The organism is Candidatus Paceibacterota bacterium (assembly GCA_035546035.1).
Classification (GTDB): domain Bacteria; phylum Patescibacteriota; class Minisyncoccia; order Phycocordibacterales; family UBA6065; genus UBA6065.
Genome location: DASZXC010000008.1, coordinates 195203 through 219636, shown reverse-complemented (window position 1 = coordinate 219636; position 24434 = coordinate 195203). Strand labels below are relative to the sequence as shown.

31 protein-coding genes are annotated in these 24434 nt (G+C 49.4%); 21 read left to right on the top strand and 10 right to left on the bottom strand.

What is annotated here, in order from left to right; translation table 11 throughout:
- Positions 1-115: 115 nt before the first annotated feature.
- Positions 116-1105, bottom strand: a complete 990-nt coding sequence (locus VHE10_02580) for a hypothetical protein (GenBank protein HVU06649.1) — start codon at positions 1103-1105, stop codon at positions 116-118.
- A gap of 344 nt (positions 1106-1449) precedes the next feature.
- Here VHE10_02580 and VHE10_02575 point away from each other — a divergent pair, with 344 nt between their 5' ends.
- Together VHE10_02575 and VHE10_02570 are read left to right on the top strand one after the other, a co-directional pair.
- Positions 1450-2775, top strand: coding sequence for a recombinase family protein (locus VHE10_02575; protein HVU06648.1), 1326 nt, complete (start codon positions 1450-1452; stop codon positions 2773-2775).
- Positions 2776-3099: 324 nt separating this feature from the next.
- The gene (locus VHE10_02570; protein ID HVU06647.1) at positions 3100-3426 is read left to right on the top strand and encodes a hypothetical protein; all 327 of its coding nucleotides are present in this window, start codon (positions 3100-3102) and stop codon (positions 3424-3426) included.
- Here the strand turns inward: VHE10_02570 and VHE10_02565 are convergent.
- From VHE10_02565 to lexA, 4 genes are read right to left on the bottom strand one after another with little or no spacing between them, the layout of a single operon-like run.
- Positions 3423-4151: a hypothetical protein gene (locus VHE10_02565; protein ID HVU06646.1), complete on the bottom strand. Its 729-nt coding sequence runs from the start codon at positions 4149-4151 to the stop codon at positions 3423-3425. The two genes, VHE10_02570 and VHE10_02565, sit on opposite strands and share 4 nt — an antisense overlap.
- Positions 4139-5032, bottom strand: coding sequence for a hypothetical protein (locus VHE10_02560; GenBank protein HVU06645.1), 894 nt, complete (start codon positions 5030-5032; stop codon positions 4139-4141). Before VHE10_02560 ends, VHE10_02565 begins: the two co-directional genes overlap by 13 nt.
- A 1-nt stretch (position 5033) precedes the next feature.
- Positions 5034-6161 (bottom strand): SAVED domain-containing protein, encoded by a 1128-nt coding sequence (locus VHE10_02555; protein HVU06644.1) that lies wholly within the window; start codon positions 6159-6161, stop codon positions 5034-5036.
- Positions 6162-6179: 18 nt separating this feature from the next.
- Positions 6180-6815: a transcriptional repressor LexA gene (lexA, locus tag VHE10_02550; protein ID HVU06643.1), complete on the bottom strand. Its 636-nt coding sequence runs from the start codon at positions 6813-6815 to the stop codon at positions 6180-6182.
- A 59-nt stretch (positions 6816-6874) separates the two neighbouring features.
- On the opposite strand from lexA, the gene VHE10_02545 reads away from it, so the two are divergent.
- From VHE10_02545 to VHE10_02525, 5 genes are all read left to right on the top strand, one after another.
- Positions 6875-7648, top strand: a complete 774-nt coding sequence (locus VHE10_02545; GenBank protein ID HVU06642.1) for a hypothetical protein — start codon at positions 6875-6877, stop codon at positions 7646-7648.
- 148 nt (positions 7649-7796) lie between these two features.
- The gene (locus tag VHE10_02540; protein ID HVU06641.1) at positions 7797-9071 is read left to right on the top strand and encodes a DNA modification methylase; all 1275 of its coding nucleotides are present in this window, start codon (positions 7797-7799) and stop codon (positions 9069-9071) included.
- A complete protein-coding gene (locus VHE10_02535; GenBank protein HVU06640.1) occupies positions 9031-9804 on the top strand; it encodes a site-specific DNA-methyltransferase in 774 nt (257 codons plus the stop codon). The genes VHE10_02540 and VHE10_02535 overlap by 41 nt, the downstream gene beginning before the upstream one ends.
- A complete protein-coding gene (locus tag VHE10_02530) occupies positions 9801-10307 on the top strand; it encodes a hypothetical protein (protein HVU06639.1) in 507 nt (168 codons plus the stop codon). Before VHE10_02535 ends, VHE10_02530 begins: the two co-directional genes overlap by 4 nt.
- Positions 10246-11694, top strand: coding sequence for a hypothetical protein (locus VHE10_02525; GenBank protein HVU06638.1), 1449 nt, complete (start codon positions 10246-10248; stop codon positions 11692-11694). The genes VHE10_02530 and VHE10_02525 overlap by 62 nt, the downstream gene beginning before the upstream one ends.
- On the opposite strand, the gene VHE10_02520 is transcribed toward VHE10_02525, so the two are convergent.
- Positions 11695-12360, bottom strand: a complete 666-nt coding sequence (locus VHE10_02520) for a hypothetical protein (GenBank protein ID HVU06637.1) — start codon at positions 12358-12360, stop codon at positions 11695-11697. It abuts the gene before it with no gap.
- Positions 12361-12965: 605 nt separating this feature from the next.
- Between VHE10_02520 and VHE10_02515 the strand changes: the two genes are divergently transcribed.
- The 8 genes from VHE10_02515 to VHE10_02480 all read left to right on the top strand — a co-directional run bounded on the left by VHE10_02515 (position 12966) and on the right by VHE10_02480 (position 17455).
- Positions 12966-13553: a hypothetical protein gene (locus VHE10_02515; protein ID HVU06636.1), complete on the top strand. Its 588-nt coding sequence runs from the start codon at positions 12966-12968 to the stop codon at positions 13551-13553.
- 156 nt (positions 13554-13709) lie between these two features.
- Positions 13710-13964, top strand: coding sequence for a hypothetical protein (locus VHE10_02510; protein HVU06635.1), 255 nt, complete (start codon positions 13710-13712; stop codon positions 13962-13964).
- A 221-nt stretch (positions 13965-14185) separates the two neighbouring features.
- Positions 14186-14641 carry a hypothetical protein gene (locus VHE10_02505; protein ID HVU06634.1) on the top strand — a complete coding sequence of 152 codons (456 nt, stop codon included), beginning with the start codon at positions 14186-14188 and terminating at the stop codon, positions 14639-14641.
- Between the two features lie 110 nt (positions 14642-14751).
- Positions 14752-15132, top strand: coding sequence for a helix-turn-helix domain-containing protein (locus tag VHE10_02500; protein ID HVU06633.1), 381 nt, complete (start codon positions 14752-14754; stop codon positions 15130-15132).
- Positions 15129-15545, top strand: a complete 417-nt coding sequence (locus VHE10_02495; protein ID HVU06632.1) for a hypothetical protein — start codon at positions 15129-15131, stop codon at positions 15543-15545. The genes VHE10_02500 and VHE10_02495 overlap by 4 nt, the downstream gene beginning before the upstream one ends.
- Before the next feature lie 217 nt (positions 15546-15762).
- Positions 15763-15960 carry a hypothetical protein gene (locus VHE10_02490; protein HVU06631.1) on the top strand — a complete coding sequence of 66 codons (198 nt, stop codon included), beginning with the start codon at positions 15763-15765 and terminating at the stop codon, positions 15958-15960.
- Between the two features lie 222 nt (positions 15961-16182).
- Entirely contained in the window at positions 16183-16980 is a 798-nt protein-coding gene (locus tag VHE10_02485; GenBank protein HVU06630.1) for a hypothetical protein, read from the top strand.
- Between the two features lie 331 nt (positions 16981-17311).
- Positions 17312-17455 (top strand): hypothetical protein, encoded by a 144-nt coding sequence (locus tag VHE10_02480; protein ID HVU06629.1) that lies wholly within the window; start codon positions 17312-17314, stop codon positions 17453-17455.
- Between the two features lie 37 nt (positions 17456-17492).
- Here VHE10_02480 and VHE10_02475 read toward each other — a convergent pair whose 3' ends face one another.
- The gene (locus VHE10_02475; protein ID HVU06628.1) at positions 17493-17843 is read right to left on the bottom strand and encodes a four helix bundle protein; all 351 of its coding nucleotides are present in this window, start codon (positions 17841-17843) and stop codon (positions 17493-17495) included.
- Here VHE10_02475 and VHE10_02470 point away from each other — a divergent pair, their 5' ends adjacent.
- Both VHE10_02470 and VHE10_02465 read left to right on the top strand, forming a co-directional pair.
- Positions 17844-18500: a reverse transcriptase domain-containing protein gene (locus VHE10_02470; GenBank protein HVU06627.1), complete on the top strand. Its 657-nt coding sequence runs from the start codon at positions 17844-17846 to the stop codon at positions 18498-18500. It begins immediately after the preceding gene.
- A gap of 1 nt (position 18501) precedes the next feature.
- Entirely contained in the window at positions 18502-18939 is a 438-nt protein-coding gene (locus VHE10_02465) for an RNA-directed DNA polymerase (GenBank protein HVU06626.1), read from the top strand.
- Between the two features lie 5 nt (positions 18940-18944).
- Here the strand turns inward: VHE10_02465 and VHE10_02460 are convergent, their stop codons facing one another.
- Complete coding sequence (locus tag VHE10_02460; GenBank protein ID HVU06625.1) at positions 18945-19244, bottom strand: DUF6804 family protein; 300 nt, start codon at positions 19242-19244, stop codon at positions 18945-18947.
- Positions 19234-19848 carry a hypothetical protein gene (locus VHE10_02455; GenBank protein HVU06624.1) on the bottom strand — a complete coding sequence of 205 codons (615 nt, stop codon included), beginning with the start codon at positions 19846-19848 and terminating at the stop codon, positions 19234-19236. Before VHE10_02455 ends, VHE10_02460 begins: the two co-directional genes overlap by 11 nt.
- Positions 19849-19979: 131 nt before the next feature.
- Here VHE10_02455 and VHE10_02450 point away from each other — a divergent pair, with 131 nt between their 5' ends.
- From VHE10_02450 to VHE10_02440, 3 genes are read left to right on the top strand one after another with little or no spacing between them, the layout of a single operon-like run.
- Positions 19980-20303 (top strand): hypothetical protein, encoded by a 324-nt coding sequence (locus tag VHE10_02450; GenBank protein ID HVU06623.1) that lies wholly within the window; start codon positions 19980-19982, stop codon positions 20301-20303.
- A 27-nt stretch (positions 20304-20330) separates the two neighbouring features.
- Positions 20331-21662, top strand: a complete 1332-nt coding sequence (locus VHE10_02445) for a recombinase family protein (protein ID HVU06622.1) — start codon at positions 20331-20333, stop codon at positions 21660-21662.
- A 48-nt stretch (positions 21663-21710) separates the two neighbouring features.
- The gene (locus VHE10_02440) at positions 21711-22682 is read left to right on the top strand and encodes an aminoglycoside phosphotransferase family protein (GenBank protein HVU06621.1); all 972 of its coding nucleotides are present in this window, start codon (positions 21711-21713) and stop codon (positions 22680-22682) included.
- Positions 22683-22759: 77 nt separating this feature from the next.
- Here VHE10_02440 and VHE10_02435 read toward each other — a convergent pair whose 3' ends face one another.
- Positions 22760-23884, bottom strand: coding sequence for an IS256 family transposase (locus VHE10_02435; protein ID HVU06620.1), 1125 nt, complete (start codon positions 23882-23884; stop codon positions 22760-22762).
- 79 nt (positions 23885-23963) lie between these two features.
- Between VHE10_02435 and VHE10_02430 the strand changes: the two genes are divergently transcribed.
- Positions 23964-24431: a hypothetical protein gene (locus tag VHE10_02430; protein ID HVU06619.1), complete on the top strand. Its 468-nt coding sequence runs from the start codon at positions 23964-23966 to the stop codon at positions 24429-24431.
- Positions 24432-24434: the final 3 nt, after the last annotated feature.

The following is a 24434-nucleotide window of genomic DNA, read 5'->3' as shown; positions in this document are numbered from 1 at the left end:
GGGTTTAGGCTACTTTTTTATTCAGTTGTAACTACATGATATCCCAAAAAGAGATACCAGTCAGTACCTTAGCTTAGATACAAAAGATTGTGTAATACCTCCAAAGACTTAGTGTTTAAGAGGTAAATCTAGTATCCATTGATCCTTTTAATTTGGAGTCGTCAGGAAAACCATACGTACCCGTAATATCTAACCTCCCTTTGAAATCTCTTCCCGCTAACGATCCTCCTATTATCTGTTTTTCTCCGAGAAGCGTCCAAAATATTTTGTATCCGGCATCATCAAGAAACTTTAAGAGCGCCTTTTTATCTATTAGAAGCGCAGACGGAAAAGATTCCTTGAAAACGTTAGTCGTATAGGAAATGATCTTATTATCTTTGTCAGAAAAAATACCGTCGAGATTTTTCTGCACCAATTGCATCTCATTTACTATAAACTTTGAGGGCATTCTTACAGATACAGCCCCTTCATGCGAACAGTCGAGCGTGAATTCATTTAGATAAGCATCGTCAGTAACGACGAGCGGTACATCAAGCTTATCATTTGCTTTCCTCCAAATATTATAGTCGCCTCTTAAATCATCGAAGGCAAAAGAATTAGGGTATTCACCAATAAATGTCTCGTAGAACTGGTGAGACTCTGGCAACCAGTTGCCGAAGCCCTTGGCATTAAGCCAGGATAGTGTTTTTTCATAGTCACTTTTTCTGATAATGAAACTTTTGAGGATATAGAAGACCTCTCGCGTCGGTATATCGTATTTTTTATGCTCCGGAGCAGTTTCTGCCTGCCAAACGAATATTCCTTGTAGAGTTAGCCACTTATTACCCGCATCATCTGCGATTTCTATTATATTTTTAGGATCGAGTAGATCATCTTTTACCTCCAACCAACTTTTGTCGTCTAGTGACAAATTCCAAGCATTGTACTTGCCAGATTTGCTCTTCCAATTTTCAAACGTTGCAACTTTCTGATTAGTTCGATCATTTTGCATGATGAAAGAAGGATCAATATCTCTTATCCGAGGCGTCCACGGACCTTTGTAGTGTTCAGAGGTTGCTCCCCAGCGTCTGCCACTGAACTCAAAATGGTCAGACACAAGCGCCATAAACTCATGATAGGCGATCCACTGATATTTTTTACCTATTCTCTCTGCCTTATGTTCCGATCTACCACTTCTATCGTAATAATTTACATTGGAATCGAATTCACCATGCAATTTTGGGTCGTAACCAATCTCTGTAACCCTGTTGAATATCTATCAGAGATTGGAAGATCTACGTTTAACTCAGGAGTATAACGAGCGTCCGCGATTACCCTGATCTGTTTTATATGATTTGTATACCACTCTTCTTTCATGTTTTTGCGTAGCAATCTTAACAAAAGATTAAACATCTCTCGGAATTAGTTACCAACTAGCCTCTTTGGGCGGGATGCGGCATTGATTGCTATATGAGCAATATAGCCCAAGCCCCAGCCGGAGTCATTATCAAGCCCTTACAAGCCCCTATAAAGGCAAAATACTGCCTTTACGCGCGTAAAAGCACCGAATCCGAGGAAAGACAGGTGCTTTCCATAGATTCGCAGATTAAAGAGATGCTGGAGCTCGCCTCGCGCGATAATCTCGAAGTCGTAGAAATAAAGCGTGAGTCGCATTCCGCCAAAGAGACAGGTCAACGGCCGATCTTCAATGAGATTATCGATGATATCGGTAAAGGGAAATTCAACAGCATCCTGACATGGGCTCCAGATCGAATCTCGAGGAACGCAGGAGACCTGGGAAAGGTTGTCGATCTCCTCGATTCAGGAAAACTCAAAGAAATCCAAACGTTCGGGCAACGATTCACGAATAGTCCGAGTGACAAATTCCTCCTCATGATCTTGGGATCACAGGCAAAGCTTGAGAACGATAATCGAGGTCTGAATGTGAAGCGCGGACTCAGAACTCGAGCGGAGATGGGATTATGGGCAGGCTTAGCTCCCCTCGGATATCTCAACCAGTACATGATGGATAAAAAGTGTCAGGTTGTACCTGATCCGATCAGAGCGCCAATCATCAAACAGATGTTCGAAAAAGTCGCGTATGAAAACTGGAGCGGGATGAAGCTCTACAACTGGCTGAAATTTGAATTAAACTTCCACACCCGAGGCAACAAGCCGTTCACCCTGAGCGGCATCTATCGCACACTCGACAACCCTTTCTATTACGGAGTCTTCGAGCGTCCGAAGAACAGCGGCAATTGGTATACGGGCAAACACGCTCCCCTGATATCAAAAGAGCTCTTCGATAAAGCGCAGGCTCAGCTGACCAGAGATAAGATTGTCCGTGAAAACAAAGAGTTCGCTTTCACAAAATTATTCAGCTGCGGTCATTGCGGTTCAGGAGTGTCTGCCGAAGAGAAATGGAAGGAGCGTAAAAATGGCGGTTCTCATCGCTATGTCTACTATGGTTGCAGCAGAGCGCGAGATCGCAATTGCAAGAATACTTATATACGAGAGGAGGAGCTAATTTCCGGGCTCCTGAAGATAATAGATCTTCTTGATATAAACGAACTTGGTATGAGACGAAAACTCGAGGAAGAAATCAGCCGATTCAACATCTTCCAAAGATCGGTCTTAGGAAGCCAAGATAAAGTCAAAAATAATACCGAGACTGATATTAAAAATTATGCAAAATATATTCTGAAAGAGGGTTCGATTATAGAGAAACGAGAATTATTGGGTAGCTTGAAGTCGAGAATAATTTACAAAGACAAAACCCTGGCTCTCGCTCAGTAACAAAAAATCCCATATTTGGGATTTTTTGTTTGCCTAATTTTAGGTACGTGGGTTTGTCCGATACCTTATTCACTATGCGGTGTAGTCGGGTTAAGTACCCATGAGGTAAGACCCCGTAAGGGCATAATAGCATTTTTCGGCAGGCGGAAATGAGGTACGTGGGTCGGGGTCGAATTTTGTGAATGAGACAAATGAGACACGGAAAGGGCTAGTTCGGATCATGTCTCATTCACAGGAATGTTACAAATGTTACAGCATAAAGGCCTTTTTGGACTGTAACATTGGCTCTGTTGACAGCTTTATCATAGGGTATATATTAGGGGTATGAAACTAGCTACCCTCCCCGAACCCAAGGCCATCAAACAGCAGATGAAAGCCGTTCACGCTTCATTAGGCGCGGATCCAGGCGTTAACTGGGAATCGATGGTCGTGTGGCATATGAATCAGATGCCCAAGTACTTTTGGGACTCGTGGAAAGACAAACTCAAAGCGCAAGGCTTCACGTGGGCCAAGTTCATGCACCTACTCCACTACAGGACGGACAATCTGCTCATGTGGTACCGAGGGATCATGCCGTGGAGCGATCTTGTGAAAACGGTTGAGGAGCTCGTCGAGGGGCCGCTTGGGAAAGATATTGCGAAACGCAGTTAGGGTCGTGACTGAAACAGTTTTGCGGTGGTGATGCCTAGACGTTTGAGGTCTTCGTTGAAGCAGACTACACCCTGAAAAGCCGCGAAATGACATTTCTCAAATGATTTATCTTTACCACAAACACACCGACCATGCGGACGAGGATTTCGTAGCTGTTTATCGTATTCCTTCCAATTTTTCTCTGGTCGTAAAGCGGCGGTAATTTCCCTCATACTTTCCTCTGTCTGTTTGTCGGGATTTTCTCCATAAAACTCAAGCATGCCGAGGACACCATGCGACCTTTCTCCCCATGGCCATTTTCGATACATATCGAAATGACTCAGGCCGTAAAGATACGGAATCACGAGATTCTCTATGAAGACCGATAGTGACGAGCCTGGCGGAAACTTTTTCTTTTCCTCTTGGCGCACACAGAGACAGGCCGTCTCGCTACCGATGTTGAAGTGGAGATCGCGCGGATCCTTGATCTTATACTTTTTAATTATGGTCGCAGTACGGCCTCCCACTTCCGACATAACTGGAGTCGAATTCGGATAGTTAAAAGGTATCCCGATTTTTATCTCGAACTTATCCTTCAGCGGCAGGCCGTTATACGAGGCATAGATGTTGAGCGTTCCTTTCCAAACACTTGGTGTGATGAGCTCAAGGCCATACCTTTGCCCGATTTCTGCTATCTCTTCTGGTGTGAAAACGTACCGCGTCACACTACCGTCTACCACGCCCATGGTTTTGAAGGATTGTTGATGATAGTCGGGCCAGCATCTGGAGTATATGAGCGTGAAGCGGTAGTACCTCGATCATTTTCCTCATGAAATACCGCCCTCCAATCAGAGAGATTAGTGGAATCCTCTATTTTAGAGAGTGTCTCATCCGCGACGTGAGAAACCATGACACGCTGGGATGAATCTATCGTCCTTGAAACGACGTTGTTCGAGTTTGCAGGATCAACAAGTTGCATTGATCCAAAATTATCTCGGAGAGCTTCCATGACTTTGATGAAGCCGCTACGAAGATCGCCCTTGTTCTGACTACCTTTGAGTACCTCGACAACGAAGAGCTCGAGAATGAAGGTCTTGATTGATACGTTATTTCGGACACTCCAGAGTTTTACGAGCCTGATTACTGGCACGCATCCGCTCTTGGCAATATGGTCGATATGCGTCTTGAGATTCGTCTGCATGCGCTCCTTGTCTCCATAGGCGACATGGATGAATACATCGTTGCTACCCTCTATGAATCGGCCCGGCACAACGTCTATGTGATAGCTCTCAGGCGTCTTAGCACCTTTGAGATTGGTTATCCTCTCAGCTGATGCCTTGTCCTGCATGACGTAGCGTTGGCTCAAATGATCCGACACCTCCTGACGGATTTCCTTGAGACTTCGTGTATCGGTGCTCGGGAAGTAGCACACGATGTCGAGGTCGTAGCTGTCGCGGATCATTGTGCCTTTCTCTCGGGACCCCGCGTATTTGATCTTGGGCTTATTGCCAAATTCAGCGACAAGGAAATCGGTCACCTCTTTTTTGTGCGTCTGAAGCGAGTTTTCCTGCTCGATGAGCAGATCTTGCGAGGCAAGCAGGCTGTTAAGAAATTTTTGTATATCCATGTTAATTAATTGTTAGAATCGGAATAAATCCACCTTGAGCGTTTTCGTGATCGTAGACCGTCATTTTCGGGTCTGACTTCGGCAGTATCTCTCGTCCGCAGACGACCGCAATCGGCGCGGGAATAGCCGGAAAGAGATGAATTACTGTTCCTCCGCCGTGAAGAGTCCTGATTTTGGTGAGAAGCTCACGATAGGCCAATCGAAACTTTTCGAGCTTCGGTCTTGAGGCAAGGAAGCCAGGCGCAGGAGTGGCAATGGTTATCTCATAGAGATGAGGTTTTTTAGCAAAGAGCTTATACACCTCATCGTAATGGATCTTACCGCTCAGGGACAAGACCACGGCTATATCGCCTCCAGTTTCTCCTTTCGTTTCCTTGACCTCATAGGCGAGATCATCTTGAGCCTCATTCTTCCATGTCCAGTTCTCAGTATCGCGGTGTCGCTGATACAGATCGGCGGAGATGGTATTACCTATGGCATTGCCCAAGTGGACAAGCAGAGGAATAGGACCAAGTGCGAATACGGAGATATGACTTGGCCGAGAACGGTCGTTGCCCGCCCTTAGCTCTTTCTCGACTCGTTCGCTTATCTCCGACGCGAAAGACGTCCAAAAGTCCGCCTTGCCTCGGCCTGGGCGGTTAGTGAAATCGAGGGCTATGCCGCGGTCATCTGCGGGATAACGTGGCAGTATCGCCTGATAAGCTTGTTTTGTGGAAACCTCCACAGGACGATCACCGATATTCGCTGAGAATCTCAAGACCGTGGTCGTCATCTCTGGCGACAGCTCTGTCTGACGGCGAATTCTGTCCTCATGAGATCGTTTGTATTCTCGCAGATACTCGATGGTGTAATCGCATTTGTTTTTGCCGTCTACGAGCTTCGAGTGATCAAAGCATAGGAGCATAAGGTTGTCATAGTCGGTAGCTAACTCTGGAGAAGCGACCTCATCGCCACGGGGACCGCCAGGGTTCGCCGCAATGATATGAGCCATGTGAGCGAAATTATCGTCTTTGAGGGTAAGGCCGTCTCGCCAGACATACTTGTTACAGCCCGGGAACTCGCAACGCGCACCAGAAAGCGCCCAGAGCTTGAGCTTTACCTGATCGGGTATGCTTGGGCGTTCAGGCATAGTTATTTTTCATAGCTGTTAATAGAGATCAGACGGCAATACTCCGACTACCACCCCCTGAACGATACAATTATTTGTTAATATGATCGGCTTGTGCGGGTCGGAAGACTTTGGGCGAAGAATGACCATGCCATTCTTTCGTTCGAGGACCTTGACTGTCGCGCTGTCGTCGATAAGCGCCACTACAATGTCCCCATCATCCGCAGTCTCCTGTCGCCTGACCAAGACGATGCTACCTTCGTCGATTTTGACCCCATTCACTTTCGCCATGTTCATCGACGTGCCCGTGACGCGAAGCAAGAAGTACTTCGAGCCAGGTTTCGCTATAGCGGTCGATACGGGAATCATCGCTTCGACATTCTCTTCTGCGAGGATCGGAGCACCTGCGGCAATCGTGCCGACAAGCGGTACCTCAATGGTAGAGATGGAAGCGTTTGGAGTTAAGCTCTGACTCATAAGTCGGATTTTTCCTCCCATCCTCCTCAGAAGACCGGCCTTTTCGAGCCTTTCGAGCGCAAGAACCGCCGATCGTGGGGACGACTTACCTGTCACTTTGTTTATCTCTTCGAGAGTGGGAGTCTTAAGGCCGTGGACTATCCTGTTACGGACGAGCACATAGACCTCTTTATCCTTGTCGCTTAGATATTGAAGCATAGGTATAAACAAGTATACACCAAAGTGGCCTTTTTTGCAAATAGGGCTATAATAGGGCCATGTCAGAGCAATTCCCTCACATGGAGCTATCCGTCATTAAAGACGCCCGAGAAAGCCTCGAACGCTTTGCTATACAAAGAGAAAGTGCGCTTGAATCCATAACCCCTATCATCGAGTCGATGGCTCCTGTGCTCGAAACCATAGAAAACGTCCGTAAGACGATGGGACCGTATCTAGAAAATATCCAGCGCATTCAAGCCATGGTACAGGATATTTCAAAAGCGTTCGCCGTGCCGAAATTCGATACCGTAGTCTTTCGCCAAAATACGATCGTCATGCGTAACGACAATGTCAGCGTACGACTTCATCCCGATGATCGAAAGGCCCTCGCGGAAGACATCGCAGGCCTTCTGCGGACGACGAAGGAGAATCGTAATCGTGCGGCATATCCTTTGCCCAATGGAGCGAAGCTTGAACGCCTCAAAATTAAGTTCGTCGACGGACATACGGTCAAGATGAAATATCCGGGCATGCCTACTATTAAGTTCGACTATAAAGATGTCGGGTTCCTTGATCGAAAGACTCAGAATCCGGATACGAAATGGGAGTTTCTCCGAGCCATAGCCGATAACGGAGGCAGTCTACCTGTATCTCAGTTCGATGCGAGATATAGCCGCAATGTGAAATACGAAACTTCAGAACGGCTCAAGACTTTCCTCGGCATAGCAGAGAATCCCTTCCACCCTTACCGCAAGAGCGAGGGCTACTATCCCAAGTTCTCCCTGATTTCAGAAGCCGATAAACACCCATTCGACGACGAAAACGTCATTTAATCGGAGCTAGTGAGCTAACTCATTTTTTATCGACACCAAAAGTCGCCTTGAATAAGGCGTTTTTTCTGTCATCACCACAAGAAAAAATGTTGAGTGTCATTAATGACCATATATCTATGAGAAAGCCGCTAAAGGCATCTCGAAATATATGAAAAACAAATTAATTTGGCATACCGAGAGCCACACAATCTCGGAGCTTGTCCCAAATAACAAGAACCCGAGAATGATGAGCGAAAAGCAGGTAGATGACCTCAAAAAGAGCCTCACAAAGTTTAACGTGGTCGAGATCCCCGTTATCGACACGGATGGCAAGGTCATAGCAGGCCATCAGAGGCTCATGGTTTTGAAGCTTCTCGGCCGTGGCGATGAGAAAATCGAGGTACGCGTGCCAAATAGGAAGCTCACGAAAAGCGAATATGACCAGTATCTCCTCACATCGAACCGCGTCCACGGCGATTGGGACTGGGAGAAACTCGCCGCCGACTTCGACATAGGTACGCTCCTGTCGAGCGGCTTTGACGACACCGATCTCACCCATCTTTTTGACGACCTCTCGATCGAGAACGATGACTTTGACATTGATAAGGAGCTTGAAAAGATCAAGAAACCGAAAGCGAAACTCGGTGATATATACGCCCTCGGCGAGCATCGCCTCATCTGTGCCGATAGCTGTGACCCAAAGACCCTGAAAAAGCTCCTCAGCACGACCAAGGTCGATGTAATCGATACCGACCCTCCATACAACATCGGCCTCTCATACGACAAAGGTATGGGTGGCAAGAAATCGTATGGTGGCAACGTTGATGATTCAAAATCGGATGTCGAGTACAAAAAGTTTCTAAAATCTGCTCTCGGAAACGCTCTCGCCCACACGAAGCCCAACGCTCACATCTTCACATACTGCGACCAACGGTACATCTGGCTCTTGCAAACCCTGTATCAAGAGCTTGGCATAGCGAACAAGCGAGTGTGTCTCTGGGTGAAAAACAACTCGACGCCGACTCCTCAGATCGCATTCAACAAGCAGTATGAACCGTGCGTGTATGGAACTATCGGCAAGCCATATATCTCCGAAAAAGTGCTCAACCTCTCGGAGATCATGAACAAGGAAGTCGGCACGGGCAATCGCACCATAGACGATATCTTCGACATGATCGACATTTGGCTCGCCAAGCGCATAAGCGGGGCCGACTATGAGCACCCCACGGAAAAGCCTCCGACCCTGCATGAGAAAGCCCTCCGGAGGTGCTCAAAAGCCGGTGATGTTGTTCTTGACCTCTTCGGTGGTTCAGGGAGCCTTCTCATCGCCTGCGAACAGCTGAAGCGCAAAGCATACTTGGTCGAACGCGAGCCGATATTCGTTGATTTAATAATCCGCCGTTATGAAAAACTCACTGGAAATAAAGCACGAAAGATCAGTTAAACAGGGCCAAGTCTGGAAGCTTGGCGACCACCGCCTTTTGTGCGGCAACGCCTGCGACGAAAAGCTTGTCACGAGCTTCCTTTCGAGTGCAAATATCCAGGCCATCGTGACCGATCCGCCATATGGCGTCTCGTATGCGGAGAACAAGACGAACGTCGGCACGCCGAAAGTAAACAAAGTAATCCTCAATGACAATATCTCATCGGAGAGCGAGTACCGAGAATTCTCGAAGAAGTGGCTTCTGCCCGTCATACCTCGTCTCGCCCGAAAGAACAGCATATACATATTCAACTCGGACAAAATGCTCTTCACTCTACGAAACGCTCTCGATGATGTCGGCATCTTCTTCTCCCAGCTCGTGATCTGGGTCAAAAGCCAAGCGGTCATCGGCCGCAAGGACTACATGCCTCAACACGAGCTTATTCTTTTCGGTTGGTACGGCACTCATGCGTTCAGGCGAAGCAAGGACAAATCCATCCTCTGCTATCCAAAGCCCAATAGCAGTTCGCTCCATCCAACGATGAAACCAGTGCCTCTCGTGGCCCACCTCATCATGAATTCAACCTCGATTGGCGATGCCGTATACGACCCATTTGGCGGATCGGGTACGACTTTGATTGCTTGTGAGCAAACGAAGCGCAGATGCTTCATGGTCGAAGAGGATTTGGAGTATTGCAGAACAATCATCGCACGGTGGGAGCATGTGACGAGCCTTAAAGCAGAAAAAATATGAACAAGACCGACAAAAACAAAGAGATATTGCTTGAGCAATTCAGAAAAACGCCCGTGATCCAAATCGCCTGCGAAAAGACGGGCGTTTCCCGCATGACCTACTACCGCTGGCTCAAAGAGGACAAGGAATTCGAGAAGCTCGCTCTTGAAGCCCTCGCCGAAGGCAAGCTCATGGTGAACGACCTGGCCGAAAGCCAGCTCATATCGGCCATCAAGGACAAGAACATGACGGCCATCATGCAGTGGCTCCGTCACCACCATCCTGAATACAAAAACAAGCTCGAAGTAACCGCCGTTACTCGCCAGGAAGAGCTCACTCCCGAACAAGAAGCCCTCGTCCGAGAGGCTCTACGCTTGGCTTCGGGTGAGGTCGAGACAGAGACAGCGGTCGCGGTCGACATTAACGACAATGGAAAACCAAACGATACAACCGAAAAGAGCGATGCCGCCCCAATTGGTGGAGGCGATGCTCAAGGACAGAAAAGTGAGGACGGCAATCACTAGGAAGAGTCACCATTACTTCTTCCATTTCTACCTCTCCCACTACGTCAAATACAGGACGGCTCCTTTTCATGAGGAGATATTCAGGCTCACCGAGAAAAGCGATAACAGCAATCTCTTCATCGTGGCTTTTCGAGGATGCGGCAAGTCGACCATCCTCACGACCTCGTATCCTCTGTGGGCCATTCTCGGCGAGCAGTCAAAAAGATTTGTGCTTATCGCCTGTCAGACCCAGAGCCAGGCCAAGCAGCATATGATGAACCTTCGACGTGAACTTGAAAACAATACCATCCTCAAGAATGACCTTGGGCCATTTCAAGAAGAGTCAGATCAATGGGGATCGTCGTCCTTGGTATTCTCGCAACTCGATGCCCGCATCACGGCCGTATCGACCGAGCAATCGATTCGTGGCCTCCGTCACAATCAGCACCGCCCCGATCTAATCGTCTGCGACGACATAGAGGATCTCGCCTCGACCAAAACCCGCGAAGGCCGAAGCAAGACATATCAGTGGCTCACGGCCGAGGTCATCCCCGCAGGAGATCGCGATACGAGGCTTGTCATCGTCGGAAACCTCCTCCACGAGGATTCGCTTTTGATGAGGATGAAAGAAGACATAGGCCGTGGAAAGCTCACGGGTACGTTTCGCGAATATCCCTTGATTCAAAATGAGAAGATTCTCTGGCCTGGAAAGTATGCGTCTCTTGAGGATATAGAGGATGAAAAGAAAAAGGCCGGAAACGAGTTCGCATGGGAACGCGAATACCTTCTCCGTATCGTCGCTGACGAAGAACAAGCGATACATCGCGAATGGATCCAATACTATGACGTAATTCCGCCTCCCGAGAAGGGCTTCGGCGGGTATATGACCCACATGGAAGTCCGTATCGGTGTCGACCTTGCCATATCGAAAAGCGACGCCGCCGACTACACCGCCATGGTTCCCGGCATGCTCTACGAGCTCTATAGCGGCTATCGCATCTATATCCTACCTAAAATCATCAATCGAAGACTCAATTTCCCCGAGACTGTCGACCTCTGCAAGGCTCTCGACGTGGCATATACCAAGGCAAGCGATGAGAGGCCAACCTTCATCGTGGAAGACGTTGCATATCAGAAAGCTCTGCCACAACAGCTCAAGGAAGAGGGTCTCCATAACGTCATTCCGACAAGGCCAGGAAACCAAGACAAGAGATCAAGGCTTGCCCTCACGGCGAATCTCATCAAGACAGGAAAGATACTCTTTCCCAAGGAGGGCGCGGAGGAACTGATTCAGCAGATCGTTCACTTTGGGGTCGAGAAGCACGACGATCTCGTCGACGCTTTCTCCATCCTCGTCCAGAGCGTCACCGAGCACGCACCCGTGCTTCCGAGGATATATTTCCTTTAGCTACTTCGCGATAGAACAGCCGCTCAAGATGATATTTCCGAGCTTGCCCGTGACCTTGCCCTGAAGTGTCATATATTCACCCTTCGAGATATTAGCGAGAATTGATTCTGCTGATCTTGGGAACATGCACTGCACGACCGATATGGAATACTGTCCTCCGGTTTTCAAAGCGATGTATGGTGTATCAACGATATCCTTGCCTATGGAGTCGACGATGCCCGTGACCGAGACAACGTTGTTCTTGTACTTGGCATCGGCGGCTACTTCGTTGGCGGTGTAGTCATCCATGATCTTATCGGCGGATATTTTTATGGTTGGAACCGGAGTGGGCGCAGGAGCTGTATTCGAAGCATCAGCGACAGTATTCGTCTCCGCTTCCTTCACCGCGCTCGACCCGATGAAGGCAAAGCCGGAGATCATGAGTATGAGAACGATGATGACACGAAGGCCCTTTGAGAGATTGACGTGCGCTTTATCCCTCAGAAGTTTGTTCATCGGAGGCAAAGCGATGAGAGCAGTGAGGATAAAAAGAATGCCTGATACGGGATGGATTGCGATGTTCGTGATGCCGAGGATGACAAAGATGACGCCGAGGATCCAACCGAATACGAGGCCGAAGGTTATATTTTTAGTCTTAACCTCAGAAGACTGTTTATTATTTTCCATTTTCTAGCGGGTTTTTAATGTGACTGAGAGACCGAATAACAAAGGGCTCCCAGCCATCGCGGCGAACCTTTCGGCCCGCCCGTATCCGTTTCCAGACACGACCCGCTAGAGCGACTCTGACTGGGAGTCCTTTGATCTCTAGCGGGAGATTTTTTGACCATGCTCTAGAAAAACGTGATTTTCCTAGAGGTTAGGCTTTCCTATTAAATTGTCATTGACCATGATACCCCGAAAGCGAATATCAGTCATGTACCTTAGCTCGAAAGGAGGGCTTTGCGAAGCCCCGTTGCCAACAGCTCAACAGAGCCATTTTGATGGCCCAAAAAGGGCTTAAACTAGGGCTTTTAAGGGTATTTCTATGGGGTGGCTTGGTTGAGGGCTAGTTCTTGGAGAGTCGAAAGGTGCCTGCACGATTGAGCTTGACAGAGAGCCATATTATGGTGTATAATTGCATGAGAATAGAACCTTGATAAGCCCCACGTTTGCCATAGCTCCGAGCCTCCTAATGCAGGTGTTTCGGAGCTATGGCAAACCACGTCGGTTGGCCAGAGGCAAAACGCAACACCGTACGCAAGTACATCGTTGCAAAACCAGGAAAACACGTCATGAATGACACGTTCGTATTGGGCCAAGGCCAGGGACATGAACTCGAGATGGCGCTCCGTCGCAATGATTGGACGAGCGCTCTCCTCAAGCAGGCGACGCAAGGCGACTTTCTCGCGAAAGTCAGGCTTGCGCTCGGAGACAAGGCGATGCTCCTCACGGAGCCGGTGCGAAGCGAAGGATTCTTCATCAGTTGGACTGATGCGCAGAAACTGGTGATGGACATCATCGTCAAGCACAGGCTCTACTACAAGAACCTCGGCCTTCAGCCGGGTGAACAGTGGCTTCCGACCGAGCCCATGAAAATGACTTGGTTCGAAGCTGTAGAGATCGCCGCGAGCTCGAGCTTCCTGCGACTCCCGCATTATTCTCATATGATCAGCCTCGCTGAGCATATGAAGAAGGGTGCGGAATGTCGTCCAGAGGAAGAGCTCAAGGAGGGAGAGTATTGGACCGTGTGCTCTGAGGGCGATGCACCGAACAAGAGCTACGCCTGCTGTCTCACTGCCGATCATCTCCACTTCGAGAGCCACCGCCTAAAAACGGAGCTCAAGTGGGTGAAGTTCGTCTTCCGTTCACCAGTTAACTGAGGGTCTGGTTAAACACCCTCAAATTGGGGAATCCTTAAACAAGATTCCCCACTTCATTGAGTTCACGATAGCGATATCGCGGATTCATAAAGTACAGCTCTTTGAATTTAAGACGGTCATAGGAATAAGGGAATAAATACTTACTCTTTTATTCCTATGACCACCAAAATCATCGTTACGAAAAAGTCATTCAAGTCCCAAAAGGACTTTAAGGGTTCCCTCCCCAAGAAATCACGTGTTGCGGACTCGAACGAGGCCATCAAGGCGGATCTGGATCTGCCTCATGTGTCTGAAGAACATGACGGCCTCACGGAGTGGCGCAGCAACGGGGTTATCGGGGTTTACGGGAGCCCGCTGAGTTTCCCTCTTTCAAAGGGAACCAGAGTTGCCATCGTCCAGGGATTGCCCTGAGACGATGTGACGGAGATGGAGAAAACCATCTTGGCAACAGAATCAAAAACACCGGAGACTCCAATCCGGTCTCTGTATCGGGATGCGTATCCCGACTGACGAGTCCAAAAGGACGAAACAGAATGTTCTTTGACTTGTTGAGTTTGGAAGGAAAGAAGCGATTGACTTGCTGGCTCGTTGCCAAGCGAATCGTAGATTTCCTCACTAAACTCAACTTACTTATGAAACCAATGACTTCAATTCTCCTCATCCTCGGTGTGTGGACGTTCACCATCGTCGCCCTCTTCGGAGGCTTCTGGCTGAGCGCGATCAAACGCCGTCGGAACGAGCGGAGGATGGCGCTCGAGACCGCTCGCCACATCATCGAATCGAAGGGCTATGAAAATCGCCATCGCTTCGTTGACGACGACACCATTGAGTATCTCTATCTGGTCCTTGGTGAGACCAGCAAAGGACCCGATCTGGTGTGGGCCATGGTGCGCGTCGGGCGCGAGACCACGACGGTGACGATCCAGCACATCGACACCAAGCTTCTCAAGCAGAATTCGCGCCAGATGGTGGCGGATGCCGCAAAGGATCTTCGGTGGGCTCTCACGAGCCTCGGCTACCAAGCCGAAATCGAGGCTGTCGCTTCGCCGCCAAATCGGTCGATGACGGGCGTTTCCCGTTTCAGTTAATTGAGAGTCTGGTTAAATACTCTCCAAATGGACGATTATAAAATATCGTCCACTCCATTAGATCCGCGACATGGTGTCGTTGATCTATAGAGTCACAGCTCTTTGATTTTATGGACAAAAAGAAAATCGGCGCGCTCCTTGCCGCAAAAAGGACTGCTCTTGGCCTCACAAGCCAGGAGATGGGAATGGAGATTGGTTGTAACCGAACGACCATCGACCGCATGGAAAGAGGCGATACGTGCATCAAGCGCTCTAAACTTACCCGCATTGCGCAGGCGTATGGAGTGCCAGCAACTGAGCTCGCCAACATGTGTGGCTACGATATGGACGGAGTTCCCGGCTACGAGGCGGATATTGAGATCGCGGTGACAGCCGATGACCTCAAATTCCTCCTTACGGTAGCCGAAGGACTGAAAGCGCCTTTGAACATCTCGCTAATCCGCGAGCTGCTCAAACGTCGTCAACAACCCTCAACGCAACCGCAAGCATGAATACGACGACAACCGTTTCGGCAGATGAGCTCATAAAGCAAAAAGCTGCCGAGATCGAAAAGGAACTAGCCGCATGGGCGGAAGCGAACCGAATCGTGGATGCAGGCGAAAGACTTGTCTTCAGCCTACGTCTCGTGAGAGTCCCTATTGTCGTATGCGAGGATGCACGGAATGTTACGGCGCTCCCCAAGAATCTTGAGAAGATTTCGCCTCGAGACGTATACGATGCTACTCGCCGTGTCATGGCTACCCTGAAGTCGGTTCGAAGGCTCAACCAGAATATGGTCGAGTCCGAACTCAACGCACCAGGGCTTGTCCAGTTCTTCCATAACTCGTGGAAAGGCATACCTTATCGTAAGGCCTACCAAGCGGCAAAGGCTAACAAGCCATTCGCCGAGGGAGAACGTTCATAGGTAATGAGATGGTTACCTGCAAACGCCATCCAAATAGAGAAGCTTAAAAACCTTCTCTACTCAATCAGATCCGCAACACGACGTTGTTGATCTGTAGAGTCGCTCTTTCAAACCCATGCTCTCCGAATCAATGGAGAAGAAGCTCATTGAGGCAATCTGCTTCTCCCCTAAAAATCCAGTAGGTCCGTGCCTCCATTCGGTCGATCACATTAACCTAATGAACGAGCTCGCCTCCGAAGAACAGCAGGAGGCCTTCCTCGCTCACCTGCGCTCCTGTCCCGACTGTTCCCAGGCTACGATGGAATTCATTGTGGCCGAGGATCATCTGAAAACACCCGAAGGCAAGGCGCAGATGAAGGTCTTTCGAGATCGTTTCCGCGAAGTGGAAGAAGGCGGAATCGAGGGCTTCATGTAAACCAGTTTCTTGAGAGTCTGGCTAAATACTCTCTGTGCCGTATTCGTACGGCATCCTATTGAACCCGCAAAGAAATTTGTTGGTTCATCGGATAAGTTCTTTGATACAAAATCACTGTTTGAGACGAGCTTTTTGCGGCCTATATCCTTAGGCACCAAAGAGCTCGTCTCAACTGAGGCAAGTCGTACCGAACGTTTTCGGCAAACCTAGAAGATGTCGCCAATGAAACCATTGTCCCCGTCTGTTACCGTTACGCATCGGGACCCCAAAGGTCTCAAGTTCATGTCCACCGTCGGGTCTGCATATGACAAAGCAAACCTCGACGACGACAGCGCACAACGCCTGAACGAGAATGCCGGCTTCGCCGCGTATCTTGCACAGGGCATCCGTCGCTTCTCGGCCAAAGCACCCGACTACGCACTGGCACAGTCAATCCTCGGCGAGGATTTCATCACGCCGGAGGAAGTCGCCAAGGCTCGCAAAGGGATCGTCTACACCGACGAACAGATCACGGCCCTCGCCGAAAGTCTGCCGTCGGAAGAAGTGCTCACGTGGTGCAAGGAGAACGGCTACGCCGTCATCCCCGCACCGCCCACGGCACTGTCGACACTCGATATTCGGGAGATCCAGTCAGCCCACTTCTACTCGAAGTCGGGCGGATGGTATGCCGAAGACAAGGAGACGTTCGCTCGCGAGGACAAAACGTCGTCGGGATGGATGGCCATCAAGAAGACGCCCGTCTCGAATTCGACCAACAAAACGTGGAAGGAGCAGACCAAGCTCCTGTCCAAAGTCGAGATTGTGCCGAACGCCGCCGAGATGAGCTGGTTCATCACGACCTATTTCGAGGTTCGTGGTGTCCGACTCTTCGAAGACGTCTACGTTCGGACTTCCAGTCTCGACTCGGGCGGCGGTCGTGTCCGCGTCGGCGGCTTCGATTCCGAGGGTCTCAACGTCGGCGACTGGAGCGACGGCCTCCACCATGGCCACATCGGCGTGTCGGCTGCCCGGAAGCAGTGATTCTTGATCCCTTGAGGGCTTGTCCCTCTTGAATCCTTGAGGCTTCGCGAAAATTTTTTTGCGAAGCCTCTTTTTTATAAAAATTTGGTATCATATCCGCATCTTGCTCATGTAGCTTGGATCACGGTTCAAGTTCGCGAGATATCTCACCTTTTTGGTGTCGCCAGAGTGCTAGTAGTCTATGGATTACGGCAGAGCGCGATTTGAGGATAGAGAGAACTTCTTGCCCGTTTCTAGAGGAGGTGCTTTCAGACGAAAGCTACTCTCGAATAAAATTCAGAGATGAGAGGATATAGACCTGCAAAGGTAGTAAACCTCAAATCTCGGTGTCATGGACGGAAACGGGCAATATCTCGACTCGGACGGCAATCGTGTCAACGTCGGCAACTTCGATTCCAAGGGTCTCAACGTCAACAACTGGAACGACGACAACCACAATGGCAACATCGGCGTGTCGGCTGCCCGGCAGTCATAGCTCTATCCCGAGAAAACCCACATATGTGGGTTTTCTGTTAGAGTCCCTTCGTGGATTTTATCCAGCCTCCGAGCATTCTTCCGATCTCATCGAGATTCGCCTCGATCACGATGTACTTCTTGGAATCGATTGCCTTGATGTCCTTCATGAGACGGATACAGACGCGGAGAAAGTTCAGTTTGACACTCGTCTTCTCCAAAGTCGGTAATTTCTCCAATTTCGACTGTTGGCTCGCGAAAAGGATGCCTTCGAGCACTTCAACGAGTAGACTCTCGCATTTCTGCCAGAGAGTATAGCGATCTTGCTTCGGCACCGATAGGCGGAGAGCATAGAAATCTTTGTAGAGATTATAGGATTTCTTGAATATGGGAATGTCTAGGTCGTTCATATGAAAATATATAAAGATTTATATTGGTCGATAATTTCTCCCCAGACGCTCTTTGACGCATGGGAAGTTTTCAAATCCGACAAGAAGAACAAGCCCGACGTGATGGAATTCGAGCTTGATCTTGAGCAAAATATTTTTGATCTGTATAGGGATTTGAAGAATGGAACGTACAAACACGGGCCATACAGAGGATTCTGGATCCATGACCCAAAGCTTCGACGAATCCACAAGGCCACGGTGCACGACAGGGTGCTCCACCATGCGATTTTCAAAGTGCTGATTTATATATTTGAGCCGGTCTATATTCCCGCATCTTTCTCTTGCCGTATTGGCAAAGGAACTCATCGAGGCGTCATGTATATCCGTGATGCCATCAGAAAAGTCAGCAAAAACTACACGCGGCCGTGCTATGCACTCAAGTGCGACGTACAGAAATTCTTTGACAGCGTCGACCAGGATTTCCTTATTGAAATTTTGAAAAAGAGAATTAAAGATCCGCAGACGATGCGGCTCCTCGAAGAAGTCGTGACGAGCTACGTTCGCGGAACTTGCGAGAGAGAGAGAGAGAGAGAGAGAGAGAGAGAGAGAGAGTACTTTCGGCGCTTCGCGCCGAACAGGCATACCTATAGGCAACCTGACGAGCCAGCTTTTCGCTAACGTGTATATGAATGAGTTTGACCAGTTCGTTAAGCATGAGCTGAAAGAGAAATATTATGCGCGCTACACGGACGATTTTGTCATCATATCAGACGATGCCAGCTATCTGAAATCGCTCGTGCCAAAAATCAAGCATTTCCTCAGGGAAAAGCTGAGGCTGAATCTGCATCCAAAGAAAGTTACCATTAGAAAATCTAGTCAAGGAATCGACTTCCTCGGCTATATCATCCTGCCGCATCGCATTGCGGTTCGCACAAAGACGAAAAAGAGGATGATACGGAAGTTGAAGTGGACTGTGAAGCAGTATCAAAGCGGTGAAGTGACTGAAGACAATCTTTCCGCGTCACTCCAGTCCTATCTCGGCGTTCTGTCTCATGCCGACGCGCACGAATTCTCAGAAGATCTGAAAAATCAGTTTCTGTTTTGGAAAAGCCGATAATCGATCTATTCGTTATCGAGGATCACGAACATGCAGACAGCGGCGGCCAGGTCGATAATTGCCCAGACGCCCCGGCTCAGGAATATCGGCGCGATCGGATTGAAGAGCACGGCGATTCCCGCCATGATGAAGACCCATCTCCTCCTCTGCTTCTTATTCGCCTCGTACGCGTTCACTATCGCAGTTGTGCACACTACCCATCTGAGTAACTGGAAATAGAAATACGGCCAGCCGAACGGAATAGCAGCCAGGAGCATTATGCCGGAAACGGTCGAGAGCGTTCCTGAATAGCCTTTATTGCGCATGTTGAGTATCCAATTTGTGATAGATCATACCAATCTTCAGAAGCCATATCTCGACCAAGAGAGTGACGATAAGGATGATCGGGAGGGCTATGAGCGTCGAGCTGACGTAGTAGAAAAGGAAAAGGAGCGCATATGCAAATTGTAAGAGCCAAACAGTCATGTGCGAGCCAGTCGCTTCTCGATCCTCTTTCGAAGCCATGTACGCGTATGGGCCCGTCGCTAATCCGTATCCGAAGAGCAGATACGGAAAGACATTCCCGTCTCCAGCGATGTTGAACATCAGTATGAAAATTCCTATCGTCCACACCAGGCCAATCACATGCGTGTATGTGAGATTCAGCCAACCTACAATGGCGACCAAGACCCTCCTGTTTTTCTCAAGCGATTTTAGGATGAGGTACATGAAGCCCATGGTTGGAAGGAGGAGTATCGAAATGACAAACGACGAGATCAATATGAAGATCACACCCATCACGACAAGCCGCCATTCGCCGAGAAACAAAAGCCAAATGGTACTTACTATGCTTCCCAAGACATTGAGCATGATGAACGGAACGATAGATATCGCCAGCATTCCGTTGATGACTTTTGAGAAGGATTCCATAGACTTGTTGGCTGCAATTGCCTTTACATTAAAAGTGTAGCACACGGAATCAGGTCTGGACTTCCGCCCCAATCGGCGTCATTCCTTGATGCGTGGACGACATCGAAGCAGTTATAAAGGCCACAGAACATATGCGATACGGCAAACCGCCAAGGAGCATGACATTGAATAAGCTCTCGCTCCTCTCCGAGCCGAAAAGCGACCTTAAGCGAAGCATCAAGGAGCGCATGAGCTTTCTCGCCGCATGCTATATCTCTCTTGCCACGTTCGTCGACGACGATGCTGTGGATTTTCTCCTTGATAGCAACTCGGTCTCCAGCGAAGAGAGGCTGAAGCGGGTTTCGGAGATATACAAGAAAGTGGTGCGCGATATGGACGAATACAGGAAAGAAATCGAGGATTTTAATCTCTTCGAGTTACCAACAACTAGCTCTCGGGATGCTCTGGACTCCTAGGGCGCGTTGCGTCATTCCTTGTGATGTATGAATAACAATATAGCCCAAGCGCCATTAGGGACCCTGGCCAAAGTAGCGGTCCCCGTGAAAGTGAAATATTGTCTGTATGCCAGGAAGTCGACGGAATCCGAGGAGCGTCAGATCCTGTCGATTGATAGTCAGATCAAGGAGATGCTCCAATTAGCCGAGCGAGACGGCCTCGAGATCGTCGAGATGAAACGCGAATCGCACTCGGCCAAGGAGACTGGCCAGAGGCCCGTATTCAACGAGATCATCGAGGAACTCAAGCTTGGGAAGTATAATGGAATACTGACATGGGCTCCTGACCGCATTTCTCGAAACGCAGGCGACCTCGGCCGCATCGTAGACCTCATGGATGCGAGCTTGCTTCAGGATATCAGGACGTTCAGTCAGAGGTTCTCGAATAGCCCGAACGACAAGTTCATGCTCATGATCCTCTGCGGGCAGGCAAAGCTTGAAAACGACAACCGAGGCATCAACGTGAAGCGCGGCCTCCGCACCCGAGCCGAGATGGGATTATGGGCAGGCACAGCGCCACTTGGGTACCTCAATCAAAAGCTCATGGACAAGAAGTGCCAGGTCATTATCGACCCCGTCCGTGCGCCGATCATAAAGAAGATGTATGAAAAGGTTGCCTTCGAGCAATGGAGCGGACGGAAGATATATAACTGGCTCCGCTTCGAGCTTAACTTCTATACCCGAGGCAACAAGCCTCTCACTCTCTCAGGCGTATACCGCATCATCCAAAACCCCTTCTATTACGGCATCTTCGAGCGTCCACGAAATAGCGGCAACTGGTACACGGGCAAGCACGAGCCCATCATCACCAAAGACCTCTTCGACAAGGCGCAGGAACAGCTGAAGCGCGACAAGATCGTGCGAGAGAACAAGGAGTTCGCCTTCACCAAGCTCTTCACCTGCGGATACTGTCAGTCGGGTATATCGGCCGAAGAGAAGTGGAAACTACTCAAAAACGGTACGTCCCAAAAATACATATACTACGGATGTTCCCGAGCGCGAGACCGAAATTGCAAGAACAAGTACATCCGCGAGGAGGAGCTAATAGACGAGCTCCTCAAGATCATGGACAAGGTGAGCTTAAACGAACTCGGCATGAGGATGAAGCTCGAAGAGGAGATCAAGCGATACAACGTCCTCCAGAGACTTGCGACCAAATCGGTCAAAAAGCAGACCATCGACGAGACCGAGATCAATACGAGAGAGTATGCCAAATACCTCCTGCGTGAAGGAAGCGTATCGGAGAAGCGAGAGCTTTTGGCGAATCTGCGGAGCAGGCTCTGCTACAAGGACAAGAAGATATCGTTTGTCGCGGAATAGGACCGTGAATTAAGAATCGGGATGTGAAATCCTGATATAATTACACCAATGCCAAACGTGACCCTCCTTAACAAACCCGAACTCTCTCTACACGACGTGGACAGAAAGTTCAACGACCGTCGGACGGGCCTTGTCCCAATGATAGAAGAGTACGTCTCGAAGCACGATCTCTTCAAAGGCAAGGACGTGAGTATCTACTTTATCGAGAAAGGCGCGGGCTCTCTCGTGGCTAAAATCGAAACGAACGATGAGAAACTCATCCTCAAGGTGCCTCTAAGCCTGGCTTTCTCAAAGGGCGAAGGCCTCTTCCTTAAGACATGGGAGAACGCAGGGGTGAAAGTGCCTCGCGTATATGAGGAAGGCTCGTTTGGCGAGCTCTCCTACATCCTCATGGAATACATCGACGCGCCAGTGATCACTGGCAGGTACAGCCCGGAAGAGTCGCTTAAGAAGAAAATATATGTCGACCTCGGAAAGACACTGAGAACAATGCATGCGCCGAAAGCGGAAGGCTTTGGCGGCGTCGTGGACGGCAAGGCGGAATATTCCCGATTCAGCGACTGGATCAACGGGCCAGACATGAAGAAACGCGTCGATTACGTGAAAGAGCACAAGCTGCTCGGTACGGAGCACGGATCATTGTCGACTGCGTACGAAATAATGACCGCTCACGTCGAGTCGGAAAATCGCAGTAGTTTTTGCCACGACGATTTCGGAACATCGAACATTTTTGACACGGACCCGATCACCGTGTTCGATCCGAATCCACGTTTTAATAACGGATACCTAGATTTAGGACGAAGCATCGTCATGCTTGCCACAGGACAAGCGGCCTCGCAGATAGAGCAACTGATCGAGGGATATTTTGGAGGTGAACCGTATAACGCGAAAGCGCTTCAGGCTGCAGTTTTGATCAATGCAACCATGAAGCTCCCGTACTCTCACAAGAAAGGAAGAACCGAAATGGTTTCCAATATCCAAAAATACCTTGCGGACAGAAGGAGTGTTTTAGAAAATTAATCGACCTCACCCAGACTAGCAAAGGCCGCATGCGGCCTTTGCAGATACCGAGTTTGCCGCGGGCTATGTGTTAATCTTTAGATGCGGATGCGGTCGGGATAAAGGATCGAGAGCTGGGCCATCACTTCGGCCCAGTTTCTCGTAGCTAAAGTCCAGTTCTGCGTGATGTCGGCCTGGGCGAGCCAGAGGAGCTTGAGTAGTGCATCGTCATGCGGGAAGACCGTCGTGGTCTTCGTCACCTTCCTAAACTGCCGATTGAGATTCTCTATCGTGTTCGTAGTGTATATGATGCGGCGGATGGCTTCAGGGAAGCTGAAGAAGGGCGCGAGATCGTGCCACTTCTGCTCCCAAGATTTGAGATACATGGCATAGCGGGGCCACCTCGACATCATGTCTTTGAGTGCCTGCATTCCTGCTTCCTCGCTCGGAGCTGTATACACCTCTTTGAGATCGGCGCAGAATTCCTCTCGATCTTTGAAAGGAATGAACATGATGGTATGGCGTATCTGATGGACAATGCATACTTGTACGTCCGTCTCGGGGAATACTGCCTTCACGGCCTCCGGAAAGCCCCTTAAGCCGTCGATACAGGCGAATATGACATCCTCTACGCCCCTGTTCTTCATGTCGTTCATGACGTGGAGCCAGAACTTTGAGCCCTCGCTCTCGGAGATCCATATACCAAGGATCTCCCTGTACCCGTACTGGTTGATGCCGAGAGCGATGTATGCAACCTTGGACGATATCTTTCCCGCCTCTCGTACCTTGAAGTGGAGCCCGTCCATGTATACGACGGGATAGCAGGATGAGAGCGGGCGGGATTGCCACTCTTTGACCAGTGGAAACACCTTGTCGGTTATGGCTGATATTCCTGGCTGTGAGATGTCCGCTCCATGATGGAGTTTCATGTAGCTTGAGATGTCGCGGGTCGTGAGGCCTTTGGCGTATAGTGTAATGACCATTGCCTCGTTGTCGTTTCCTGCGATGTCATACCAGGGAGTCGATGCCACGTCGACATCCTTTTCCCTCCGAGGTGCTTCGACTTGGATCGGTTCAGGGCGCTTAGGCTCGATCGCGACCGCTACAGGAGGCTTTTCTTCGACTGCCTCTGCCGGTGCAATGAGTTCCTCGGCGAACGCTTTGGCATCTTCGGGAGTGCGGATGGACCTTATTTTTCGCTGATATTCTGCGTATGAGAGCATTGTTTTCATGGTTGTTTGTGGTTATGCCCGCGTCAAAGATTCGGTATCCGATCCCGACATTAAGCGATACAATGATTCCATGCAAAAAGACTTCTCAAAGCAGCTCATCAAGGGCAAGATCGCCGAGCTCGTGTTCGACCAGATGTTCCGCGAAGCCGGAGAGTATACGGTCATCCCTTTCGGCTATGAGTCCGTCGTGCCAGAGCTCATGCAATACACCAAAGGCCTCGACAGGAGCATCCTCGATAATATACGGAATGCTCCCGACTTCGCCCTCGTGTCGCACGAGCCGAAAGAGGTATCACTCGTCGAAGTGAAGTATCGATCAAGGGTCGATATGGACGACATCCAAAAGAACGCTCAGGCTATCTGTGACAGGTGGAAGCTCGCGTGGATATTTATAGCGACGCCTGCGGGGTTCTATTTTGACAAGTGCACGGATCTCATAAAAACAGAAGCGGTGCCAACAAAATTATCAGAGGATCTGGTATCGAAAGAACTTCAGGAAAAATATGTTGTGCTCCTAACCGAATTTATCAGGCAATAGGAG

Coding starts and splice junctions, on each gene's coding strand:
- VHE10_02555 (HVU06644.1), bottom strand. CDS start 6,161: ATGCCTGAACGCCCAAGCATACCCGATCAGGTAAAGCTCAAGCTCTGG.
- VHE10_02535 (HVU06640.1), top strand. CDS start 9,031: ATGAAAAACTCACTGGAAATAAAGCACGAAAGATCAGTTAAACAGGGC.
- VHE10_02525 (HVU06638.1), top strand. CDS start 10,246: ATGCCGCCCCAATTGGTGGAGGCGATGCTCAAGGACAGAAAAGTGAGG.
- VHE10_02580 (HVU06649.1), bottom strand. CDS start 1,105: ATGGCGCTTGTGTCTGACCATTTTGAGTTCAGTGGCAGACGCTGGGGA.
- VHE10_02470 (HVU06627.1), top strand. CDS start 17,844: ATGAAAATATATAAAGATTTATATTGGTCGATAATTTCTCCCCAGACG.
- VHE10_02475 (HVU06628.1), bottom strand. CDS start 17,843: ATGAACGACCTAGACATTCCCATATTCAAGAAATCCTATAATCTCTAC.
- VHE10_02510 (HVU06635.1), top strand. CDS start 13,710: ATGACCACCAAAATCATCGTTACGAAAAAGTCATTCAAGTCCCAAAAG.
- VHE10_02435 (HVU06620.1), bottom strand. CDS start 23,884: ATGCTCTCATACGCAGAATATCAGCGAAAAATAAGGTCCATCCGCACT.
- VHE10_02450 (HVU06623.1), top strand. CDS start 19,980: ATGCGATACGGCAAACCGCCAAGGAGCATGACATTGAATAAGCTCTCG.
- VHE10_02570 (HVU06647.1), top strand. CDS start 3,100: ATGAAACTAGCTACCCTCCCCGAACCCAAGGCCATCAAACAGCAGATG.
- VHE10_02430 (HVU06619.1), top strand. CDS start 23,964: ATGCAAAAAGACTTCTCAAAGCAGCTCATCAAGGGCAAGATCGCCGAG.
- VHE10_02485 (HVU06630.1), top strand. CDS start 16,183: ATGAAACCATTGTCCCCGTCTGTTACCGTTACGCATCGGGACCCCAAA.
- VHE10_02460 (HVU06625.1), bottom strand. CDS start 19,244: ATGCGCAATAAAGGCTATTCAGGAACGCTCTCGACCGTTTCCGGCATA.
- VHE10_02440 (HVU06621.1), top strand. CDS start 21,711: ATGCCAAACGTGACCCTCCTTAACAAACCCGAACTCTCTCTACACGAC.
- VHE10_02545 (HVU06642.1), top strand. CDS start 6,875: ATGTCAGAGCAATTCCCTCACATGGAGCTATCCGTCATTAAAGACGCC.
- VHE10_02445 (HVU06622.1), top strand. CDS start 20,331: ATGAATAACAATATAGCCCAAGCGCCATTAGGGACCCTGGCCAAAGTA.
- VHE10_02520 (HVU06637.1), bottom strand. CDS start 12,360: ATGGAAAATAATAAACAGTCTTCTGAGGTTAAGACTAAAAATATAACC.
- lexA (HVU06643.1), bottom strand. CDS start 6,815: ATGCTTCAATATCTAAGCGACAAGGATAAAGAGGTCTATGTGCTCGTC.
- VHE10_02575 (HVU06648.1), top strand. CDS start 1,450: ATGAGCAATATAGCCCAAGCCCCAGCCGGAGTCATTATCAAGCCCTTA.
- VHE10_02500 (HVU06633.1), top strand. CDS start 14,752: ATGGACAAAAAGAAAATCGGCGCGCTCCTTGCCGCAAAAAGGACTGCT.
- VHE10_02530 (HVU06639.1), top strand. CDS start 9,801: ATGAACAAGACCGACAAAAACAAAGAGATATTGCTTGAGCAATTCAGA.
- VHE10_02480 (HVU06629.1), top strand. CDS start 17,312: ATGGACGGAAACGGGCAATATCTCGACTCGGACGGCAATCGTGTCAAC.
- VHE10_02560 (HVU06645.1), bottom strand. CDS start 5,032: ATGGATATACAAAAATTTCTTAACAGCCTGCTTGCCTCGCAAGATCTG.
- VHE10_02540 (HVU06641.1), top strand. CDS start 7,797: ATGAAAAACAAATTAATTTGGCATACCGAGAGCCACACAATCTCGGAG.
- VHE10_02515 (HVU06636.1), top strand. CDS start 12,966: ATGAATGACACGTTCGTATTGGGCCAAGGCCAGGGACATGAACTCGAG.
- VHE10_02490 (HVU06631.1), top strand. CDS start 15,763: ATGAACGAGCTCGCCTCCGAAGAACAGCAGGAGGCCTTCCTCGCTCAC.
- VHE10_02495 (HVU06632.1), top strand. CDS start 15,129: ATGAATACGACGACAACCGTTTCGGCAGATGAGCTCATAAAGCAAAAA.
- VHE10_02505 (HVU06634.1), top strand. CDS start 14,186: ATGAAACCAATGACTTCAATTCTCCTCATCCTCGGTGTGTGGACGTTC.
- VHE10_02565 (HVU06646.1), bottom strand. CDS start 4,151: ATGGGCGTGGTAGACGGTAGTGTGACGCGGTACGTTTTCACACCAGAA.
- VHE10_02455 (HVU06624.1), bottom strand. CDS start 19,848: ATGGAATCCTTCTCAAAAGTCATCAACGGAATGCTGGCGATATCTATC.